This is a genomic window from Peribacillus sp. TH16 (assembly GCF_016651095.1).
Taxonomy (GTDB): Bacteria; Bacillota; Bacilli; order Bacillales; family DSM-1321; genus Peribacillus; species Peribacillus butanolivorans.
In genome coordinates, this window is sequence record NZ_JAEKEM010000002.1 from 568,536 (window position 1) to 588,119 (window position 19,584).

At 34.9% G+C, this 19,584-nt stretch carries 22 protein-coding genes; 5 read left to right on the forward strand and 17 right to left on the reverse strand.

Going from position 1 to position 19,584, the window contains the following annotated elements:
- Nucleotides 1-233: 233 nt before the first annotated feature.
- From JFV29_RS02630 to JFV29_RS02640, 3 genes are all read right to left on the reverse strand, one after another.
- The gene (locus tag JFV29_RS02630; RefSeq protein WP_201181069.1) at nucleotides 234-773 is read right to left on the reverse strand and encodes a GNAT family N-acetyltransferase; all 540 of its coding nucleotides are present in this window, start codon (nucleotides 771-773) and stop codon (nucleotides 234-236) included.
- A gap of 230 nt (nucleotides 774-1,003) precedes the next feature.
- Entirely contained in the window at nucleotides 1,004-2,257 is a 1,254-nt protein-coding gene (locus tag JFV29_RS02635) for a dicarboxylate/amino acid:cation symporter (protein WP_201181070.1), read from the reverse strand.
- Nucleotides 2,258-2,846: 589 nt separating this feature from the next.
- Complete coding sequence (locus JFV29_RS02640) at nucleotides 2,847-3,509, reverse strand: class I SAM-dependent methyltransferase (protein WP_201181071.1); 663 nt, start codon at nucleotides 3,507-3,509, stop codon at nucleotides 2,847-2,849.
- A gap of 43 nt (nucleotides 3,510-3,552) precedes the next feature.
- On the opposite strand from JFV29_RS02640, the gene JFV29_RS02645 reads away from it, so the two are divergent.
- Nucleotides 3,553-4,104 carry a TetR/AcrR family transcriptional regulator C-terminal domain-containing protein gene (locus JFV29_RS02645; RefSeq protein WP_342366535.1) on the forward strand — a complete coding sequence of 184 codons (552 nt, stop codon included), beginning with the start codon at nucleotides 3,553-3,555 and terminating at the stop codon, nucleotides 4,102-4,104.
- Between the two features lie 420 nt (nucleotides 4,105-4,524).
- Here JFV29_RS02645 and JFV29_RS02650 read toward each other — a convergent pair whose 3' ends face one another.
- The 4 genes from JFV29_RS02650 to JFV29_RS02665 all read right to left on the reverse strand — a co-directional run bounded on the left by JFV29_RS02650 (nucleotide 4,525) and on the right by JFV29_RS02665 (nucleotide 9,689).
- Complete coding sequence (locus JFV29_RS02650) at nucleotides 4,525-5,163, reverse strand: MBL fold metallo-hydrolase (protein WP_201183324.1); 639 nt, start codon at nucleotides 5,161-5,163, stop codon at nucleotides 4,525-4,527.
- A gap of 440 nt (nucleotides 5,164-5,603) precedes the next feature.
- Nucleotides 5,604-5,987: a VOC family protein gene (locus JFV29_RS02655; protein ID WP_201181077.1), complete on the reverse strand. Its 384-nt coding sequence runs from the start codon at nucleotides 5,985-5,987 to the stop codon at nucleotides 5,604-5,606.
- Between the two features lie 696 nt (nucleotides 5,988-6,683).
- A complete protein-coding gene (locus JFV29_RS02660) occupies nucleotides 6,684-8,258 on the reverse strand; it encodes a bifunctional metallophosphatase/5'-nucleotidase (protein WP_201181079.1) in 1,575 nt (524 codons plus the stop codon).
- Between the two features lie 450 nt (nucleotides 8,259-8,708).
- A complete protein-coding gene (locus tag JFV29_RS02665) occupies nucleotides 8,709-9,689 on the reverse strand; it encodes an NADPH:quinone reductase (protein ID WP_201181082.1) in 981 nt (326 codons plus the stop codon).
- Between the two features lie 327 nt (nucleotides 9,690-10,016).
- Between JFV29_RS02665 and JFV29_RS02670 the strand changes: the two genes are divergently transcribed.
- Both JFV29_RS02670 and JFV29_RS02675 read left to right on the forward strand, forming a co-directional pair.
- Nucleotides 10,017-10,250 (forward strand): TetR/AcrR family transcriptional regulator, encoded by a 234-nt coding sequence (locus JFV29_RS02670; protein ID WP_207205074.1) that lies wholly within the window; start codon nucleotides 10,017-10,019, stop codon nucleotides 10,248-10,250.
- Nucleotides 10,251-10,321: 71 nt separating this feature from the next.
- Nucleotides 10,322-10,606 (forward strand): hypothetical protein, encoded by a 285-nt coding sequence (locus tag JFV29_RS02675; protein ID WP_201181086.1) that lies wholly within the window; start codon nucleotides 10,322-10,324, stop codon nucleotides 10,604-10,606.
- Between the two features lie 395 nt (nucleotides 10,607-11,001).
- On the opposite strand, the gene JFV29_RS02680 is transcribed toward JFV29_RS02675, so the two are convergent.
- Together JFV29_RS02680 and JFV29_RS02685 are read right to left on the reverse strand one after the other, a co-directional pair.
- Nucleotides 11,002-11,448, reverse strand: a complete 447-nt coding sequence (locus JFV29_RS02680) for a carboxymuconolactone decarboxylase family protein (protein WP_201181088.1) — start codon at nucleotides 11,446-11,448, stop codon at nucleotides 11,002-11,004.
- A 60-nt stretch (nucleotides 11,449-11,508) separates the two neighbouring features.
- Nucleotides 11,509-11,973 carry a GNAT family N-acetyltransferase gene (locus JFV29_RS02685; RefSeq protein ID WP_201181090.1) on the reverse strand — a complete coding sequence of 155 codons (465 nt, stop codon included), beginning with the start codon at nucleotides 11,971-11,973 and terminating at the stop codon, nucleotides 11,509-11,511.
- Between the two features lie 110 nt (nucleotides 11,974-12,083).
- Here JFV29_RS02685 and pdxR point away from each other — a divergent pair, with 110 nt between their 5' ends.
- Nucleotides 12,084-13,484, forward strand: coding sequence for a MocR-like pyridoxine biosynthesis transcription factor PdxR (gene pdxR, locus JFV29_RS02690; RefSeq protein ID WP_201181092.1), 1,401 nt, complete (start codon nucleotides 12,084-12,086; stop codon nucleotides 13,482-13,484).
- A 155-nt stretch (nucleotides 13,485-13,639) separates the two neighbouring features.
- Here the strand turns inward: pdxR and JFV29_RS29985 are convergent, their stop codons facing one another.
- From JFV29_RS29985 to JFV29_RS02720, 7 genes are all read right to left on the reverse strand, one after another.
- Complete coding sequence (locus JFV29_RS29985) at nucleotides 13,640-13,819, reverse strand: hypothetical protein (RefSeq protein WP_207205075.1); 180 nt, start codon at nucleotides 13,817-13,819, stop codon at nucleotides 13,640-13,642.
- A gap of 27 nt (nucleotides 13,820-13,846) precedes the next feature.
- Nucleotides 13,847-14,152, reverse strand: coding sequence for a hypothetical protein (locus JFV29_RS02695; RefSeq protein WP_201181094.1), 306 nt, complete (start codon nucleotides 14,150-14,152; stop codon nucleotides 13,847-13,849).
- Between the two features lie 455 nt (nucleotides 14,153-14,607).
- The gene (locus tag JFV29_RS02700) at nucleotides 14,608-15,885 is read right to left on the reverse strand and encodes an MFS transporter (protein WP_201181095.1); all 1,278 of its coding nucleotides are present in this window, start codon (nucleotides 15,883-15,885) and stop codon (nucleotides 14,608-14,610) included.
- 3 nt (nucleotides 15,886-15,888) lie between these two features.
- Nucleotides 15,889-16,497 (reverse strand): PadR family transcriptional regulator, encoded by a 609-nt coding sequence (locus JFV29_RS02705; RefSeq protein WP_201181096.1) that lies wholly within the window; start codon nucleotides 16,495-16,497, stop codon nucleotides 15,889-15,891.
- A 297-nt stretch (nucleotides 16,498-16,794) separates the two neighbouring features.
- A complete protein-coding gene (locus tag JFV29_RS02710; protein WP_201181097.1) occupies nucleotides 16,795-17,142 on the reverse strand; it encodes a VOC family protein in 348 nt (115 codons plus the stop codon).
- Between the two features lie 264 nt (nucleotides 17,143-17,406).
- Nucleotides 17,407-17,544 carry a DUF4272 domain-containing protein gene (locus JFV29_RS02715; RefSeq protein WP_201181098.1) on the reverse strand — a complete coding sequence of 46 codons (138 nt, stop codon included), beginning with the start codon at nucleotides 17,542-17,544 and terminating at the stop codon, nucleotides 17,407-17,409.
- Between the two features lie 284 nt (nucleotides 17,545-17,828).
- Nucleotides 17,829-18,032 carry an alpha/beta-type small acid-soluble spore protein gene (locus JFV29_RS02720; protein WP_034304517.1) on the reverse strand — a complete coding sequence of 68 codons (204 nt, stop codon included), beginning with the start codon at nucleotides 18,030-18,032 and terminating at the stop codon, nucleotides 17,829-17,831.
- 170 nt (nucleotides 18,033-18,202) lie between these two features.
- Here JFV29_RS02720 and JFV29_RS02725 point away from each other — a divergent pair, with 170 nt between their 5' ends.
- Nucleotides 18,203-18,448 (forward strand): hypothetical protein, encoded by a 246-nt coding sequence (locus JFV29_RS02725; protein WP_201181099.1) that lies wholly within the window; start codon nucleotides 18,203-18,205, stop codon nucleotides 18,446-18,448.
- 270 nt (nucleotides 18,449-18,718) lie between these two features.
- Here JFV29_RS02725 and JFV29_RS02730 read toward each other — a convergent pair whose 3' ends face one another.
- Nucleotides 18,719-19,567 carry an alpha/beta fold hydrolase gene (locus JFV29_RS02730; RefSeq protein WP_201181100.1) on the reverse strand — a complete coding sequence of 283 codons (849 nt, stop codon included), beginning with the start codon at nucleotides 19,565-19,567 and terminating at the stop codon, nucleotides 18,719-18,721.
- Nucleotides 19,568-19,584: the final 17 nt, after the last annotated feature.

Consider the following 19,584-nt stretch of genomic DNA (forward strand, 5'->3'; position numbering starts at 1 on the left):
TATAAAGCTTCTATAAAGTTAACTCTACAAATTTAGGTAGGTTCTTCTTCAACTAACCTGCCCCTTTAGTCGCATAACAAAAAGGTTGCTTCAGCAACCTCCCTTATTGAAGTAAAGCACCTGTTAGTTGAACAAATCAGCTTTATTGTTTATATGTTTCGCCCATCCCAAAGCCAAGTACAAGGAGATGCCTAGCCTTGTTTTTAAACTATGTAATATAACATTTAAATCTTTTATTTGATAATTCCATGATAAACAAGATCTTCATATTGGTTTTCCTTCATGACATGATCTCTTAATACACCTTCTTTTTTCATGCCTATTTTCTGTATTACTCTGCCAGAGGCCGAATTTGAGTTAAAATGACGAGCATATACTTTATGATATTGCTTTTCAATAAAGGCAAATTCGAGTATAGCTTCGCCAGCCTCTGTGGCATAACCATTTCCCCAAAATTCTTCTCCAATCCAATAAGCAATTTCACCATTATTAAAATTTTGATTGTTAGATAATGCTATTGCTCCATATAATTTTCCTGTAACCTTATCTGTAATAGCAAATTCATATGACTTATTATTATTAAAATTATCAAGATGATTTTCTATCCAGGATAAAGCATCCTCTATGGAATATGGATATGGTAGATATAAAGTATTCTTATAAATGTTATAATTATTACAAAGTTTAGTAACCTCTGATGCATCTGATGTTTGAAACAGTCTTAACAATAACCTTTTAGTAGTAATTGTTTTACTTTGGCTATCATAAATCAAAATTAATCCCCCCGAATAGGCTTATTTAGACTACACCTCAACAATAATAAATTGATAAATCAACTATTCGCCTTATTAATTTAATAACAATTATTTCAAAAATTAATGTTATTTACAATATTCTTTAAAGTTAAGAAGGATGAGGATTCATATTGGAAAAGGGTGAGGTCCGAAGACCATCACCTCAACATTTGACGGAGAACAACAAAAACATGAATGCTCCTTTTATCTTATGCTTGTCGAATGCTTGACTGTTCGGTTTGAGCTTTAATCCATTCTTCCTGACGGAACTCTTTTTCCCACTTCGAAACCACAATACAAGCGAGAACATGTCCAGGAGTATTACAAGCAGTACGTGCCATATCCAACACACGGTCAATACCTGCTATAATTGCGACGCCTTCTGCAGGAAGCCCTACTGCTGAGGCGGTGGCTAAAAGGACAACCAGCGAACCGGATGGAACAGCAGCAATTCCTTTTGAGGTTGCAACAAGGACCCCCATTACAATCAGCTGTTGGCCAAAATCCATCGGGATGCCATATGCTTGTGCTAAGAAAATAGAGCAAACAGAAAGGTACAATGTCGAACCATCACAATTCAGTGATAGCCCAGAAGGAATAACGAATGAAACAACACGTTTCGAACAGCCGTATGATTCCATTCGATCCATTAACTGAGGCAGAATGGTTTCCGTACTTGTTGTAGAAAAAGCTATAAGGAACAAATCCCATACCATTCGAAACACTTTAAAGTAAGAAATCTTCAAGAACCAAGCAATTACTGGAAACAGACCGAAAATAACAATAGCAAGCCCAAGATATACAACCCCAATTAACTTTGCCATAGGGATTAAAAGGGCGATACCATACTGACCTACAGAGGCTGCCATGAGAGAGAGTACACCTATCGGTGCGGTTACCATGACCATTTGTGTCAGTTTAAACATAATATTTGCAACTGATTCCATAAACTTCATTGCCGGCTCTGACGCTTTGCCAATTGCTCCTGCAGCTGCCCCAAATAAAATAGCAAAGAATATAACAGCTAATAAATCACTTTTTGCCATTGCATCAACAATGTTGCTTGGAATGATGTTAACAAGCATCGTTTTAAAATCGACAACTTTGGAAACGCTTTCATTTAGTTGTGAGATATCTTTCTGTGCAAGATAAGACAAATTAAGCCCTGCACCAGGCTTTAAAATGTTAACAAGTAAAAGACCAATACCTAGAATTAGGGTGGTAATAAATTCAAACCAAATAATTGTTTTAAGTCCTAATGAACCCATTTTTTTCATGTTTCCGTCGCCTGATGATCCAATGACAATAGTAGTGAAAACAATAGGCACAACAATCATTTTAATGAGATGAATAAAAGCGTCACCAATTGGTCTTAAGGATTGGCCAAGACCAGGAAAAAAATGTCCGATAAGTGCTCCAATAAACAATGCAATTAACACTTGAAAAGCAAAAAACTTTTTCATAGGCTGTCCTCCCTGAACGCAAGATTAATAGCATCATCACAGATTATATCAATAAATAGATAATTCCTTTCACTTTTGACTATTTAATGAGAAAGAAGAAATAGCTTTTAAAAATTGTTTCTCCATATTTCATAGATAACCTCCAATGTAAATAAATTTGTAAATATAGAAAATACTGTATCATCTTTTTGTAATTCAGTAAAATAATGAATTTCTATAAAGTTATAAGAATTAATTATTAATCCCGTGTACGAATAATAAATGCACTTCCAACATAGGTTTAGCTTTGAAACAAAGTTTAATCAAATTAATACAAGAAATCTTGATAAATGAACAAATAGAAAGAGCATGTTTTGAAAAAAGAATACTCAAAACATGCCCTTATAATATTTAATTGGATTAATATTTTATAAAAAAGATTGATCATTATTGTGTTCCTTAATGAACTAGCCCACCCGTTAGTTCTATAAGAAAAGCGATTCTTATTAAAGAATCGCGCCCGATTACGGAAGATCGTTCAACAATATTAAAAGATGACTCTCCTTTGACTTAATCTATTTCTCACTTTTGATCGGAAGAGGAAACCACTTTATTTATAAAGATAAACATATAAACTGATGCCTTCTTTTTTAATTTTGTAGTTTTTAAAAGGTGTTCCTCTTAAAAATGTCTCAAAATCTTCTTTTGTGTAAGCGCCTTTTTTCAAGAAAGTTTTAAAAGCAAATTTCACAAAATACTTGTCAAACCCCTTCATTCCTGATTTTCTCACTTCAAGGTCTATATCTTCAGATGTTGCCTCGTAATTCATGTCGATTATTAGAGATGTTCCGCCTTGTTTTAGCACTCTATGCATTTCACATAGTGCCTTTACAGGATCTTTGAAATTCTTAAATGCAGCACTGCATACAATATAATCGAAAAAGTTATCTTCACAAGGGAGGTTTGAAGCATTACCTTCTTTAAAATTAACAGAAACATTTGCTTCTTTTGCATTATTTTTTTCAATTTCTACAAAATCAGGGCTTATCTCGACTCCTGTTACATTAAAACCTTCCTTAGCAAGTTCAATAGACAAATAACCCGGACCTGGTGCGACTTCCAATATATTTGCATTTTTGCTAACATGAGATGCAACTTCAAGCGCATATCTTTGCATTTCAGCCATTCTGCTTTTGCGAGAATTTTTATCATACCATTTTGCTGTTAAGCCATAAATACCAACATCTTTATTTTTTCTCATATTTTTCATCATAAATAAACTTCTCCTTCAAAGTATTATAACAAAAGATGCAATTATAAAAGCATCACTTGATATACTAAATCGTGATGGAATAAGTAATTTATCAATGCGTGCTTTAGCAAAGGAATTAAATATCAAGGCAGCATCCTTATATTGGCACATTAAAGGTAAACAGGATTTATATGATTTGATAGCAGAACACATTAACCAAGAAATAGCATTACCTGAAACTTTAGATGATGCAAAAGAAGCATTAACAACCCTTGCTTTAGAAATTCGTAGAGTTTTATTAAAAACCAGAGATGCGGTAGACATATTTGCATTATCTTTTCCGAGCACGCCAAGCAGAATTAAAGCTATAAAATTTATTTTAGCTACATTAACAAAGTACGGAGTTTCTGATAAAAACTGCATAAGTGCTGCAAATATTATAAATAATTATGTTTTATCATTTGTTGCCGATGAAATTCGCGCAAAACATATTTCTCCAGAAGAAGCTAAACAGTTTGGATTAATTTTTGGGGAACAATATGAAATGAGTCTGGATTTTGAGCAACAATTTTTATATGGTTTACAAGTTATATTGACTGGGCTACTTGTTGATTAAAATAAAATGGCAAATCAAAATTTCCATGAATTTTGATTTGCCATTTTAAAATATCTATCATATAAAATCAGTCTATTTCTTCTCTATTCTATCAACCTGTTCAACAGAGAGATAGCCCTTTCATTCTGTTCAATTATTGTTTGATTTTGATTTCTCATTTTTGTGAAGTCAGATAAAAGCATTAACAACATTGCTAATATAAGGAAATCCATAATTCACCTCTACACTCTACTTTTCTCTAAATTATGCCAGTTCTTATGCAATTAACCTGCCCTGTTAGCTCCATAAGAAAAAGAGCTGCTGATGTGAAATAAAAAAATCCTGCATAAACAGGATATCTTATCAATTCATTCTTCAGAAAGTCGCAACATTTTTATTAACATCGTGACTTTATTTTAAATCCACAACTCAGCCTTAAATTCATTCATACAGCATAGTTACGACACCAGCATATTCTGACAAATTTTCTTTGAAAATATCCAAAGTCTTAACTTCGGTTGTTCGCTGTCCGGAAATCTGAAGAAACTTATCTACCTTTGAAAACATCAAGCCAACAACCGACAAAGCCTTTGTTCTATAGTGCATAGGAATTGTAATAGTAGATTTCAATTGATGCATTACTTGAGTAGCTTCTAGTGCATTAATCGTGAATGTACCTCCTACGGGAATGATGAGAATATCTACTTTTCCAATTTCCTTTACTTGTTCTTCTGATAATAGATGCCCTAAATCTCCACAATGACAGATAGTTAGACCGTCCATTTGGAAACGATATAAAATATTGGGGCCTCTCTTCTCGCCATTTACCTTGTCGTGAAATGTCTTAAATCCACTAATTCTTACATCATCTCGGATGTATTCCTTCGGCTCATTAACAAGCAAGTAATCACCTGTTGCAGCTTGAATTTTACTGTGATCGAAATGATTATGTGTAACGGCAACTATATCTGGTTCAACAATCGGCATACGGTAGCGGATAAAGCGATAATATGGATCAATGAGAATCCTAGTTCCTCCTTCGGATGTCAGTAAAAAAGTAGAATGTCCATACCATTTTATTTCATACTAAAATTCTCCTTACTATGCATTTAATTTAAAATTATTAAAATCAAGCAATTTTTAAGGAACCACTAAGACCGACCGGATTTAGAATTCCAGTATGTAAAGAAGATATCAGCACCTTCTTTTTCTAATTTGCGGCATTTAGAACCAATTCCTTAGCTATGGCTTGCACCTGTAACTATGGCAACCTGTCCTTTTAGCTTAGTAATAGCAAAACACCACCTTACAGAAATTTTTTCCATTCGTTATAATTCCATTATTAATGTAATAGTCCTTCTTCTACTAATCTACCCCTTTAGTTCCATTAGAAAAAGGCTGCCGCAGCAATCCCTATTAATGAAATAACAAACACGTTAGTTTAAGTGATATATTTTACAAACTTCCTCTAATCCATTAAAAAGACGATGCCTTGTTAAGGCATCGAACAGTTATAAAATTTATTCAATACTCTCATAGATTTCAATCAGTGAACCATCAGGATCTCTAAAATGAGCTACTTTAATTCCCCAGCCTTCTTGTGCAGAAGGCTTTGTTATGAATTCAACCTTTTCTTTTAATTCCTTATATTTCTCTTCAACATTATCAACCTTGAAAATTAAAGCAATTTTATCAGTATTATGAGTATAAGAGACGCTCTCAGCACCTATTACTTCAAGCATTTGTTTCCTCTCAAACAGTCCTAAGGTACAACCTCTAAATTTAAATTCAGCATATAAAGAATCTTCATTTCCCCAAGTAACCTCAAACCCTAAAACATTTCTATAAAACGAAAAACATTCTCTATAATTATTTACTAATAATCGTGTGTGTGTCAGCTCCAACTAATTCACTCCAATTCTTTTCTTTACTATGTAGACATATACCTAATTCCCTTTAGTTCCATACAAAAAAGAGCTGCTGATCAGCTCCTTGCATTGAAGTAAAGCACCTGTAAGTTGAAAAAGACTAATTGTAGAGTTGACATAAACTGCGCAACAAGAAATTAAAAGAGCTAGGTATATAATAGCTAACAAACTCGTTTTATCATTAACAATTACAAATCATAAGTACATTACCATCTTTGTCTTGAAAGTTAAAATAAGCAAATTCACCAATACCCTCTATTCTTTAACAATGAATATGTTATTACCTTTAATGAATTTATATGCTTCGTCTATATCTTTTACATAGAAATTAAACAATACATTATTGGATGGTTCGAATCTTAAATCCGGGTACAAATGTATGGTCATCTAAAGTTAATCCAGTTTCACTTGTTACAGGAATATTGTAGACAAGCGATTCTACAGGGTCATTATTCTGAGGGATTCCAAGGAGATTACAATACCATTCAACTGATTTTTTTTTAATCTGTAACATGGATTAAGACATTGTTAACTTTGCGATAAATAGGAGAACTTGTTGATTTCATACTTTTCCACCTTTCTTTGAATCTTACCTAAAGAAATTCAACAAATCCCAAAAAATTCCTTTAAAGTTTTTTCAGAGTTCGAATAAACCATGAATCAAAAAAGTAATTATTCGTGGGGATGCTTCTGTTGGATATAGTGTATAAGTGCAGTGACAACTTGTGGACCGGATTCTACGAGTCTACCTTGTTGCAATGCAGTGAAGTTATCACCGCCTGAAGCTAAATAATTACTAACCGCTACTTCATATTCGTTGTTTGGCTGAATCTCTTGACCCTTCCTGTCTTTCATCGCAACAATGCGGCTGCCAATTGGAGCATTGGAGTCCCAACTATACGTTAAACCAACCGTCTGTAACCTATTTTCATAATCTTTCGTCCACTGCTGTTCTAAAGCAAGTTTTATTTGGTCTCCTGTTAAGATTAACTTACTGACACTATGACCAAAAGGCAAGTCTGTATAAAGGTCTTCTACAGTGATATCCCCTTTTTTTAAATTTTTCCGCATTTCGCCTTGATGGACAAAAGCTATATCTACCCCCATCGCTTCCCGCTCAGATTCTGCAATCATTTTCGCTAATGGGGATTCACCGTTTGCATCTTGATTTCGTGTGATTTCTTCAGGCATTTCTCCTACTATCTGATTAAAATAGCTCCCCAATCTTTTACTATATTTATTAAGAAGAGCAACCGTTTCTTTATCTGGTTTTATATGATCATGTGAAGTGACAATAATCTTTGCTTGTTTTTTAACAATATTTTTAGTAAGTGGGTCAATTTCAAGATTTACTTGAGAAAAAGCTTTCCCATTAGAATAAGCTTGAACGATCAGTTTACCCGCTACAACGGTATTGGCATATTCATGGCTGTGACCGGCAAAAATGACATCGACCTCATCATCGATTTTTGGAGCCATCTCCACTAAAGCTCCACTAGGATTTGCTCCTGTCTGATCTGATTTAGCTGAATCATGTGCCAGTACAACAATAACTCTGATCCCTTTTTCCTTTAAAAGCTTAACGGTTCGGTTAATAGCTGAAACTTCATCCGTAATTTCTACTTCTTTTCGATTTTCAGGGGTCACATACAGGTTGGTCTCTTTTGTGACCACACCGATAAATCCAATATTAATTCCGTCAATTTGTTTAATAACATACGGTGGCAACAAGGGAGTACCCAACTTTCTATCGATGATATTTGCAGAACTGTATGAAGTATTGGCACCTTGAAAATAACCTGTTTCTTTATTAAATCCTCCATAAATAAGGCGTTTCATTTCATTTACGCCTTGGTCTAATTCATGATTTCCAGGTGTCCCAACATCAAAGTGCATGAGGTTTATAAATTCAATCGTGGGTTCGTCTTGAAATTGAGAAGAGATTGGAGGACTTCCTCCTACCATATCACCAGCATGGACAAGTAGTGTATTTGGGTTTTCTTGTATATATTTTTTTAAATAGGCAGCCAGGTATTCAGCACCCCCTGCCATGGTTCCTGAAACCCTTTGATACTTGTTTAGTTGGCCGTGAAAATCATTAACGCCTAACAATTGTACTTGAATGGAGCGGTTCGATGTGGAATGATTCATTGTGGAATGATTGGGTGAGAATGCTGTGATTTCATAAATTACGAAAATGATAAATACCAAGATGAGCAAAGAAGATATGACCTGAAATTTTGACAACTTCCGATCCCTCCCTCTAGATGTAAATTTAGAATAACTCTGGGATTTTAAATCCGTATTAAAGAATCGTAATTTTTTGTTATATTTAATATAATAATTGTTAAATTAACCCAGTACATGCATATCTTTTTAAAATACTCATATGGCTTAACATTTAGAAATATATTAAGATTTTGACTAGCTATATTGGAAATGAAATACAATTCCATTTAGAAAAACTCCAATATTTCTTCCATTAACCCGATAGTGAAAAAAACGTTGCTGCTAATTCAGAAACGCACCCGTTAGCCATCCATAAAGCGCAAAAACCGGCAGTTTTTCCTTTTTACTTTCTGTACCCCTTAAAGCGTTTTGTATGGAGATACATTTTATAAATCAATTTATAATTCCTTCTTTACAACGTAAAAGCACTCATTGTAATTGTATGAGTGCTTTTACGTTGTAGAATATTCATTCAATTATTAAAACAAGTTTACCATTACCTATACCTTTTGCTAGCTGTTCAAAGCCCTGCGCCGCTTGTTGGAGCGGCAAAGTTGTACCAATAATCGGACGAAGCGCACCGCTTATTAGCATGCCTCTTACACCGTGAATACTTTGCTCATATTCATCTTGTGGTGCGTTCCAAAGAGCTGTTGCTAAAATATCACATTCCTTTTGCATTGCAAGACGTGGATTTATTTCAACTGAACCGCGATTTCCAATAATTACAATTTTACCAAATGATGCAATCAGCTTTAAATCTGTTTCTAAATTAATATTTGCTAAAAACTCAATAATTACATCGGGCCCATCGCCATTTGTTAAGGCCAGCACATCTTCAATCGTTGCTTCTGTCACATGATCAATGACAACATCTGCACCAGCTTGCTGAACCATTTTTTTACCTTCTGGCTTACTAGCTGTTCCGATCACTTTAGCACCATGAGATTTCGCCATTTGCACAGCCTGTAATCCAACCCCACCACTGGCTCCATGAATAAGCACGGTTTGACCAGGCTTCAGACAGGCACGTTGAAATAATGCACGATATGCAGTCATTGCCGGTACCCCTAATGCCGCACCTTGTTCAAAAGATACATGGTCTGGTAATAAATGAACCAAAGCTTCATCACATACTATTTTTTGTGCAAAAGTGCCCGTACTATTACTTCGCATTAAGGACGCAATAAATACACGATCACCAACACGAACATTTGTGACTTCTTCTCCAGCCGCCTCCACAATTCCCGCACCATCTAAGCCTGGGGTATAAGGTAATTGAGGTATATAAAACGCATATGTACCTGTTAATGTATAGGCATCACTCGGATTGACACCGGCTGCATATAAACGAACACATACCTCTCCCTTACCTGCTACTACTTCCTCTACGTCTGTATATACTAATTTTTCAGGTCCGCCAAACTGTGTAACTTGAATTGCTTTCATATTATCAACCTCCTGCATTTATTTTATATCGTTAAGTTAGAATTTACAGTTTAATTCAGGATTAAATTCTTGTTCTCACAAATTCTTTACAGTCTATACTTCATCCTTTACACGTTGTTTATCAATAGCCTTTTTGATGAAAAGTTCACTAAGTGATGTCATTTTTGTGAGGTTTTATCTCATCTGTAATCTCAAAAGAATCCATATCAGAGTCATAATAGATAGGTTCCCCTTATTTATTCAACGGTTCTTTGTTTACTTGGCCTATGGCATCCCTCTACTTATATGTCGAGTGAAAATAACAGGTATCCCTTGTTGACGGCATGTATGAACAAGAGTCTTGGCCTTTTGAACAAAAAGGAAATAAAGATAGACCCACGTGTTTTACGAACAAGAAGGCTTTTAATAGCTTCTTTTATTACCGTGGCACAAGTGAAGGAGTTTAAAGATATTACGATAAAAGAAATTACAGATGAAGCAACCGTTAATCGCGCAACGTTTTATGTTCATTTCATTGATAAATACGATTTGCTCGATGCTGTTATATCAAAAAAACAGTAAAAATTATCCAGGATAAGTTAAATTCTCATGATACTTTAAACGAAGCTACAATTATAAAAATATTTCTTGCGGTGACTAACTTTCAGCCTGAGTTAAGTACACAATGCAGAAAGAGTTATGAGTCTATTAGTGCGATAATAGAACAAAAAATTAAAAAGGAATTAGAAACGGTATTTTATGCCCTGCTCTTGAAACGCAATCTTCCAAAGGAGAAGGAAGCATTAAGAATTGGGGCAGTTATGCTGAGTTGGGGTATTTATGGAGCTTCTAATTTTACAGTTATGACCAATTCCCTTTTACTTATAAACCTCAATCCGAATATAAAGATAACACAGATCAAGCTGGCGATATTATGATAGAATTATATCGTAAAAATTACAAAACAGAAGATGGGAATACTTTGACTATTGGAGATTTCGAAATCCCCTTAAAATAATAAAAAAGACACCATATTTAATATGATGCCTTAGGCTGTCGACAAAGTCGACAGCTGTTTTTTGTATAAAGTTTAGCAAACAATATATTGTGTCCTTCTGTAGCTTTGTAAAAAAGTTTGATTAAATTAACTCTATAAACCTTATAAAAGAGCAAATATTAAAAGCCTGTTTTGAAAAAAGATTGATCAAAACACGCTTTTAATATATTCAATTGAATCATTCTTTTATAAAAAAGTTTGATCATTTCTGTGATCCTTATTCCATTAAAGCGCCGATTGCTGAAAATTTATTCTTAATATAGGGATAAAAATTTCTTATTTTGCTGCAGTTGCGAAATTCCCCATTGAAATGGAAAGTCGATTCCAACTATTAATTTGATTGATCAAAATAACAAGATCTACATAGTCTTTTTCATTAAAATGTATACACACTCGATTATAAAGATCATCAGGTACACGCTTAGTTGGAACTAACGTCACATGTTCAGTTAATTCTAATGCCACTTTTTCAGCATCTGTGTAGAAATCGCATTCTCTCCATGCGCTGACGCAGTATAAACGCTGTTCCGTTTCACCCATTTTTCGAGCGTCAGAGGTATGCATATTAAGACAAAAAGCACAGCCATTAATTTGAGAAGCACGGATTTTAATTAGTTCACGTAGTTTACGGTCTATTCCAGTAGATTTAGTATACTTCTCCATTTCCATCATAATGTTAAGTGCTTCAGGTGCTACTTCAAGATAATTAATGCGTTGTTCCATTTCCATTCCTCCTAAAATAAATTGAACTTTTATATTACCCCATAATAGGAACGTATATTATTAAAGGACTTTATTGTCAGTTGACGCCAAGCTTAAAGTATAGTGTTCAAAAGTAGCATCACGAACAAATCCGTTCTTTTCATATAATTTTTTGGCTTTTACATTAGTAGAGGCTGTTTCTAAGGTTAAATACTTGGCATCAGTTTGGTGGCATAATTCAATGGATAATTGTAATAACTGCTGGGCCACACCAGACTGCCTTTCAGTTTCCATTACAAATAAATCATTTAAAATCCATGCCTTCTTCATTGAAATTGATGAATAGGTTGGATAGAGCTGTGCAAATCCTACATATTGCTCCTCTTTTTTTGCCACAAAAATGATCGAGTCTCCAATTAAAAGACGTTCCTCAATAAATTTATGTGCCTCTGTTAAATTCTCTGACTGATCATAAAATTGACGGTATAAATCAAAAAGTTGTGCTACTCCTTCAACGTCAAACTTATTTGCTTTATAAAATTCCATGTTACATTCTCCTTTTCAACGAATTATATATAATACTATTATTCACTTTCATTGTCATTTCGAAAAGGTACAGTTTATAATATTTAAAAATGACAGATGAGGTGCGTAGAATGAAAGAACTTGTATTTAATGTTGATCGAAACAGCACTCTACCTATGTATCAACAAGTTTATCGCTATATTAAAGCCCAAATTATCTCAGGTAAAATTGTAGAGAATTCGAAACTACCATCTGTTAGGCAGCTTGCAGAGATGTTACAAGTGAGCCGTAATACGTCACAGCTGGCTTATGAACAATTACAAGCAGAGGGTTACATTCGCAGTGAATATAAAAAAGGTTATTATGTACAAGCTTCTATTTCGGAACTATTACCTATTTCCGAGATAATACGTCATACCAAAGCATCATCTAAGAGTATTGTAAATCCTACAATTGATTTTCAAGCTGGAGCTGTAGATGGAAACAACTTTCCTCTAGCGAAATGGCGCTCTCTTTCGAATAAAGTCCTAAAAGATAATCTGATTTATCAATATGGAGCGAATCAAGGGGATTTATTATTACGAGAATCTTTAGCAAAGTATTTATTTCAATCAAGAGGGGTGAGAGCAACCAGTGAACAAATTGTTATTGGTAGTAGCACACAGCAACTTTTGATGATTTTATCAATCCTTTTAAAAGAAGAACATAATCAAATCGCTGTAGAAGATCCCGGATATAATGGTGCCAGAGAACTTTTTTTATTACAATCATATTCAGTTGTGCCCATACCTGTTAAAGAGGACGGCATTGACATCACACACTTAGATAAGTGTAATGCTCGGTTAGTTTACGTAACACCATCACATCAGTTTCCACTAGGGATAACTATGCCTATCAACGAAAGATATAATTTAATTGAATGGGCTGAAAAAGTAAATGGGTATATTATCGAAGATGATTATGATAGTGAATTTCGCTATAAACAGCAGCCTATACCTTCATTACAAAGTTTAACAAACAGTGAGCATATCATATACTTGAGTACTTTTTCTAAGGCATTATTGCCTTCCATTCGGCTGAGCTATATGGTGCTACCAAAAGAATTACTAGTTAGATATCATCAAATTGCACCATTACTAGAGCAAACAGCTTCAACACTTCACCAACGTACAATCCATCATTTTATAGAAGAAGGATATTGGTATGCACATTTACGTAAAATGAAAACAATATATAAACGTAAAATGAAGGTGTTATGTGACACCATTCAAATGTACTTTAAAGATACTGTTACAATTATAGGTGGCTCCTCTGGTCTCTATATTGTCATTGAAGTTACAACAAAGCAAAGAGAAGAGTGGCTCGTCAAAGAAGCGCTCAAAAACGGCGTTAAAGTATATCCATGCTCCCCATTTCACGTAGAGAATTTTCCAGGTCACCCCACTATTCAGCTCGGTTTTGCCGGCTTAGAGGATTGTGAAATACGTAAAGGAATTGAAAAGTTAGCAGACGCTTGGTTAAATATAGTGTGAAGAACATATTAATGAGTATTTTATTGAATTATTCATCCTTAAAAACAGCATTTACCAGAAAATTAAAAGACCATCTCTTAAAAATTGATTTTCTAGGAGATGGTCTTTTACGAATATTTTTATCTATCTTTTTTGCAAATGATCAAAGTATTTTATTAATTTTCAATCTTGATTTTAAATCTACACCAGTCTGTATTGTTCAACATACTAAGACCAATTGTAGAACAAAGATCAAACAGCACTCGTGAACCAACCTGCCCCTTTAGTTCCATTAAAATAAGGAGCTGCCGATCAGCACTTGTTAGTTTAACAACATAGTCATTCTTCTCTATCAATTAATTTTTGGTCATGCACCTGTTAATTTAAAACCTAATTTTCTTCTTAGGTAGTTTATTTGGTGTTTCTATTAGCTTTGCAACTTTTTTATCTTTGTTGAACCTTACATTGTTAAGCCAATATACGAAAGCCTCTCCATTAAAACAGACTCCAAAAATTTTTTCGCCTTCCTCATCTTCTCCTGCGACTTCCCAGTATGAATGCTTGTTTTCTCTGTCATATAACCATTTATCAAATTCTCTCTGCAACTGATGTATATTTCTCCCTACTTTTGCAAGACAACTTATATATTCAGTATCCTCTTCGTACATAAATTCGACTTTCACAATCATAAATATTTTTTCCTCTCTTGCTTTTTAAATTTTACTAGACTGCCCAATCTCATATTTATCTTAATATAAATCTCCTGGTATCTTTAAGAAAATCGAATCATCCAAATTATTTAACGATAAAGCAACCATTTCCTTTAACATAGCCAATATTAAAGGCTAGGTTTATGTCATTTTACCATATTACCTTATGGAACTATCCTTCCCCGTTAGCGCCATAAGAAAAAGGCTGCCTCAGCAACCTTCCTTATTGAAGTAAAGCACCCGTTAGTTCTATAAGAAAAGCGAACCTTATTCAAGAATAGCGCCCAATTGTGGAATGCAATCTGATAGAGTTCAAGAATCATACTAATTTCATCTTGCTTTACTTTTTATGACCAATAAATTACGGTTGTTAAAAACCTCCTCCCAACTTCAACGTTCATGTTCCAAAATAAATTGTATCGTCATGTAACTTTTTAAACTTGGAATTGTTTTTCCTGAATATCTTTTTGAACGTTTATTCTTCTCACGATAAAGATGAGGACAATTGCACCCAATAAGCAGGTTGCCCCTCCTGCTCCTATCAAGACGAAAGAAACTCCAAGCCATTTGGCAAGAAGGGATCCCAAAGCAGGTGCAATAAGCATAGAAAAGGTTTGTAATGATGTGGCCGCAGCAGATACTCTGCCCATCATTTGCTTGGGTGTCTCCGATTGCAAGATAAATCCATAAGGGACCGACTCACCGGAGCCCATGAAACCAAGGAAAAATGCGCCAATCACCCAGGCTAATACAGGAAGATTTACAATCTCCATACTACCAAGTCCCATTACAATGATTAATGAACCGCTAAAAAGTAATGCACTTGACATAAAATGAATAGGTTTTCTTTTCCAATGAGTCCAGTTGCCCATTAAAAGTGAGCCTGCCACGCTTCCCAGACCCACAGCACTAATCAGTAACCCAAAATTCCCTTGCGTGAAGCCAAGGTTTTGGGCAATAAATACGAATAGTCCATCGTACAGGAAAATAATAAAAAACGCTACAGAGGATAGGATAACTGAGCTTTTTAATAATGGGGTATATGAAATGTGCTTAATGCCATCTAATAGTTCTTTCCAATAGTGACCATTATTCCTATTTTTCTTTTCAGATTTAATGTCAGAATTCATTTCTTTTTCATCCATGTTGGGAAGAGTTAATAAAATTAATATAGCGATGAAAAAACCTGCAGCTTCAAATAAGAATGGACTTTTTGCTCCAAATAAAGCTATGACGCCTCCTCCAAGTGCAGGACCAATAATTTTCATCGTATTAACGGAAAGCTGGCTAAGTGTTACCGCCTCTGGAAGGTGGTTATCAGGGACCGTAAACCTAATCATACTTTGTCTTGCTGGGTCGTAAATTGCTGCGACTGTTCCCTTCAAAAACACAAATAATAAAAGGATATAAAGGTTAGGAGCAAAAAACAGCCCTCCTACAAACATGATCCTTAAAAATAAACAAATGATCATCATTTGCTTTTTTGGAAGTCGATCTACGAATACACTTGCAAAGGGACCTATGATGACCCAAGGTAGCCCTAATACAATGATCACTGCGGCAATGGCTGTTTCATCTAGCCCCCAATGGTAAGCAACAATAACCTGTAAAGCAATAAAATCGAGCCAATTACCCAGATCAGAAAATAGCTGCGCGCCAAATAATGAACGAAATGGACGGAATTTTAAAGGCTCAAATATTCCAGCTTTCATGAGTTATTTCTCCTTTTCTCCTTGGGTTGCCTCTCTTCGTCTTGCTAGCAGTTTTTCTGTATTCCCATTTGGATCCTGCCCTTTTGGAAGTTGATTATTTCCCAATGCATTTATCGATTCTTCAATCCATTTCAACTCAGCTTCCAGACGTAATTCGGCATAGCGGATGGATAGCATACCCACATTACTGATGTAAGAGCTTCCGTTTGTTGGCCAGGCTTTTACAAATTCAAGTAAATCTTCGGTTGTCTCTTTTCTTTTTAGTAGATGACTGATTAATACTGAGCTCTCCATATCTTCGTGCCAAGTGGACATCTTCATTAATAATTCGTCTCTAATAATTGGGTAGGCAGGAGGGAGTCGAAGCCAGTTTTCAAATTCCTCCCACCCTTTTGGGGTAAGTTCATAAAGTTTCTTTTTACGTCCCTCTTCCTCTTGTTCAATAGGATAAACAAGTCCTTCTTCTTCAAGCTTCTTTAATTTCGGATAAATACTCCCATAACTCATTCCCCAGTATAAGCCGGCAGCTTTATGCTCAAACTCTGCTTTAATATTGTATCCTGTACTGGGCCAAAAGCTTAATATAGCAAGAATAGAACTTTCAATTGACATGTAACAATCCCCTTCCACATATCATAATGATATATCAAACTGATATATCATTATGATATGTCTAATAACAGGTAAAAACAACCATAAAATAAAAAAATTCCATAATTTTCAGAAAGTTATCTTTCAGTGATTCAATTTTTTAAGAGTTGTTGTTTACAATCCGGCCCAATTGTTGAAAAAAGATTAAACAGCACTCTGCAACTATCCTGCCCCGATAGTTGCATAAAAAAAAGCTGCCTTAAAGGACAGCTCCGATCTTCAGCTAACGCACCTGTTAGCTTAATAGCAAACAACCCGCTATTTCTCCCAAAGCTCGACCAGTCGACCTTCAGGATCTTCAATCCAAATAAACTTTCCAAATTCACTAATCTCTTTTTTCTTTGCAAGAGGTACACCAATATGTTCAAGATGCTTAATAGTCTCGTTTAGATTATATACTTGGAAATTTAACATCACTTGTTGTTCTGTTGGAAAATAACTGTCATTCTCGGTAAAGAAAGAAAAGATAGTCTCATTTCCTAATTGGGGTTTTATCACAGTCCCATTCCAATTGTCTATTTCAATCTTCAACACTTCGCTGTACCATTTTTTTACAACTTCAAGATTCTTAGTTCTCCAAAATATTCCTCCGAAACCTTTTATCATCGTATCTAACTCCTATCTCATCAAATTTTTAGCTATCCGATTACATTAGATATTCGAGATTTAAATTAAAGTTCCTTCTTCAACTATACTGCCCCGAAAGTTGCATAAAGAAAAAGCTGCCTTAAAGACAGCTCTGATCTTCAGTTAACGCACCCGTTAGTTTAAGTATATAACTTCACATTTAACAAAAATAATCAACTGCGTCAGTTCGAACCCTGATCTTTCGCCTCTGATAAAGGAGCATAAAAGTATGTATTTCAACTTTTATGTATCTGTACGTACTTCCCCCCATTCTTGTTCCATATAAGGGTTTACTAGCCAATTAAGAGTGTAGTGTCTTTCATATATAACACCTTCATCTAGAGATGATGGAATTTCCAAATTTGGGTTAAGTAATATCACTTTAACTTAATATATAAGAGAGGTCTGATATTGAATAACCTGTCTCTTCTAAAGCATTCTTCGTGTTGTTCATTATCCTCTATCCCACCATCAGGTATAAAGAGCAGTGACTATTTCTCAATTATTTTTTAGAATGATTAGGAGCCTAATGCAAATAATAAACTTCAAAAAACAGTGATTGAAGATGACTACATTAAGATTATTATAGGTCATGTAGAATAATACCTTTTTAATATAAATAGGGATAGCCCAATCACTATCCCTAACATTACTTATGATTTCGTTTAACGAGTTCTTCCACCTAATTGTTGTTCAGCCATTTGCACTAAACGTTTTGTAATTTCTCCACCAACAGATCCGTTTGCACGCGATGTTGTATCAGCGCCAAGTGTAACACCGAATTCACTAGCGATTTCGTATTTCATTTGTTCTAGAGCTTGCTCTGCACCATTAACTACTAATTGATTACTGTTGTTATTTCTAGCCATGTTGTCAGCTCCTATGAATGTAATGTGTTGCTATTTATAGGTTTTGATATTGTTAAGCGTTATATACATAGAATTTAAATTAAATTAAGGAAGTGATTAAAATTTAAAAACTCACCTGTAGCTCTAGAAGGGAAGAGCGGAAAACGTTGTAGCCACCGGGTTGCATGGGTGTGAGTCCCGGAAATTATGAAAGTGCTGGTAAAAAAACAAGTAAAACCACACAAGGAAACAAAGCTTTGAAAACGATGGTTGTAGCGTGTGTACTAGCGACGTCAAGGCAAAATAATCGAATTGCTTCACATCGAAAAAGGATTACCAAACGGCAGGGAAAAATGAAAGGACGAATTGCTTCTGCTCATTTACTATTGACGATTGCTTACAACATCTTAAAAACAGGAGAACCCTCTCATATCTAGGCTCAAATTACCTTGAAGAAAAACAAATTAACGAAGATCGAATTCCTAAAAAAGAAAGGCTATACAATCGCTCCATCTGAACAACAAACTGCATAACCAGTTAATATAACGACATAGCACATTTACGTCCTTCAAAAAATTAAAATATGGTGGGCTTATTTTGTATGGCCTTCCACGAATATGTTTTCATACAAAAAAGGTTGCCTCAGCAACCTCTCATAGTGAAGTAAATCACCCAGTAGTTTAACAACATTAATAAAATAGTATTTTTTATAATTTCGATAACCGTAGAGTGTGTTTTGTAATGACATCAATCAATGCATCCCAATCGTTATAGTGAAGCTCATGCCCTGTACCATTCAATGTGAATAAGTCAGCATCTTTTATTAAGTTAGCAAGCATCTTCCCATGTTCGTATGGAATAATTGGATCTTCAGTACCATGGATGATCAAAGTAGGAACAGTAATTTCTTTCGTTCTCGTTAGGTATGACTCACCTCCTGATATTAGACCATGGTTATTCATGCTAGCTATGTTGTTAGACCTTCTTATTTCTTCGATTGCCAATCGGTGTATACGCTGTTCATCGAATGTATGTCTTGATCCAGAGATTATTCTCCATTTGCCCACGATAAATTCAATAATGGATTGGTCATTGGTCCAGTCTATTGCACCTGCTTGACCAAAAAATTTTGTCACTTTATCCTCCATTGGAGGTAACTCTGGTGCAAAATTTGATGTCGCAATAAGGGTAACTGTCAAAACCCTTTCAGGGTGCCTTAATGCAATCATTTGAGTAAGCATGCCTCCCATTGACATCCCTACTATATGGGCTTGCTCAATACCATAACTATCTAAAACATGAATAGCATCGTCAGCCATATCTTCAAAGGAGTATTCTGGGTTTCCTGGTGGATAAGTAGTTGAACGGCCAACATCACGACTATCATACCGGATGACATATAGGCCCCGGTCTGCTAAGCGTTGACAGAAATCTTCTTCCCACCATACCATAGATGCAGTGGCTCCCATCATCAGTAAAATCGCTGGATCATTTACATTTCCAAAGCTTTCAGTAAAAATAGTAATTCCATTCACTTTGATTGTTTGTTCGCTCATTTAAGGTCCTCTCCTTT

Coding starts and splice junctions, on each gene's coding strand:
- JFV29_RS02635 (WP_201181070.1), bottom strand. CDS start 2,257: ATGAAAAAGTTTTTTGCTTTTCAAGTGTTAATTGCATTGTTTATTGGA.
- JFV29_RS02640 (WP_201181071.1), bottom strand. CDS start 3,509: ATGATGAAAAATATGAGAAAAAATAAAGATGTTGGTATTTATGGCTTA.
- JFV29_RS02665 (WP_201181082.1), bottom strand. CDS start 9,689: ATGAAAGCAATTCAAGTTACACAGTTTGGCGGACCTGAAAAATTAGTA.
- JFV29_RS02670 (WP_207205074.1), top strand. CDS start 10,017: ATGAACAAGAGTCTTGGCCTTTTGAACAAAAAGGAAATAAAGATAGAC.
- JFV29_RS02680 (WP_201181088.1), bottom strand. CDS start 11,448: ATGGAACAACGCATTAATTATCTTGAAGTAGCACCTGAAGCACTTAAC.
- JFV29_RS02685 (WP_201181090.1), bottom strand. CDS start 11,973: ATGGAATTTTATAAAGCAAATAAGTTTGACGTTGAAGGAGTAGCACAA.
- pdxR (WP_201181092.1), top strand. CDS start 12,084: ATGAAAGAACTTGTATTTAATGTTGATCGAAACAGCACTCTACCTATG.
- JFV29_RS02695 (WP_201181094.1), bottom strand. CDS start 14,152: ATGATTGTGAAAGTCGAATTTATGTACGAAGAGGATACTGAATATATA.
- JFV29_RS02700 (WP_201181095.1), bottom strand. CDS start 15,885: ATGAAAGCTGGAATATTTGAGCCTTTAAAATTCCGTCCATTTCGTTCA.
- JFV29_RS02705 (WP_201181096.1), bottom strand. CDS start 16,497: ATGTCAATTGAAAGTTCTATTCTTGCTATATTAAGCTTTTGGCCCAGT.
- JFV29_RS02710 (WP_201181097.1), bottom strand. CDS start 17,142: ATGATAAAAGGTTTCGGAGGAATATTTTGGAGAACTAAGAATCTTGAA.
- JFV29_RS02720 (WP_034304517.1), bottom strand. CDS start 18,032: ATGGCTAGAAATAACAACAGTAATCAATTAGTAGTTAATGGTGCAGAG.
- JFV29_RS02730 (WP_201181100.1), bottom strand. CDS start 19,567: ATGAGCGAACAAACAATCAAAGTGAATGGAATTACTATTTTTACTGAA.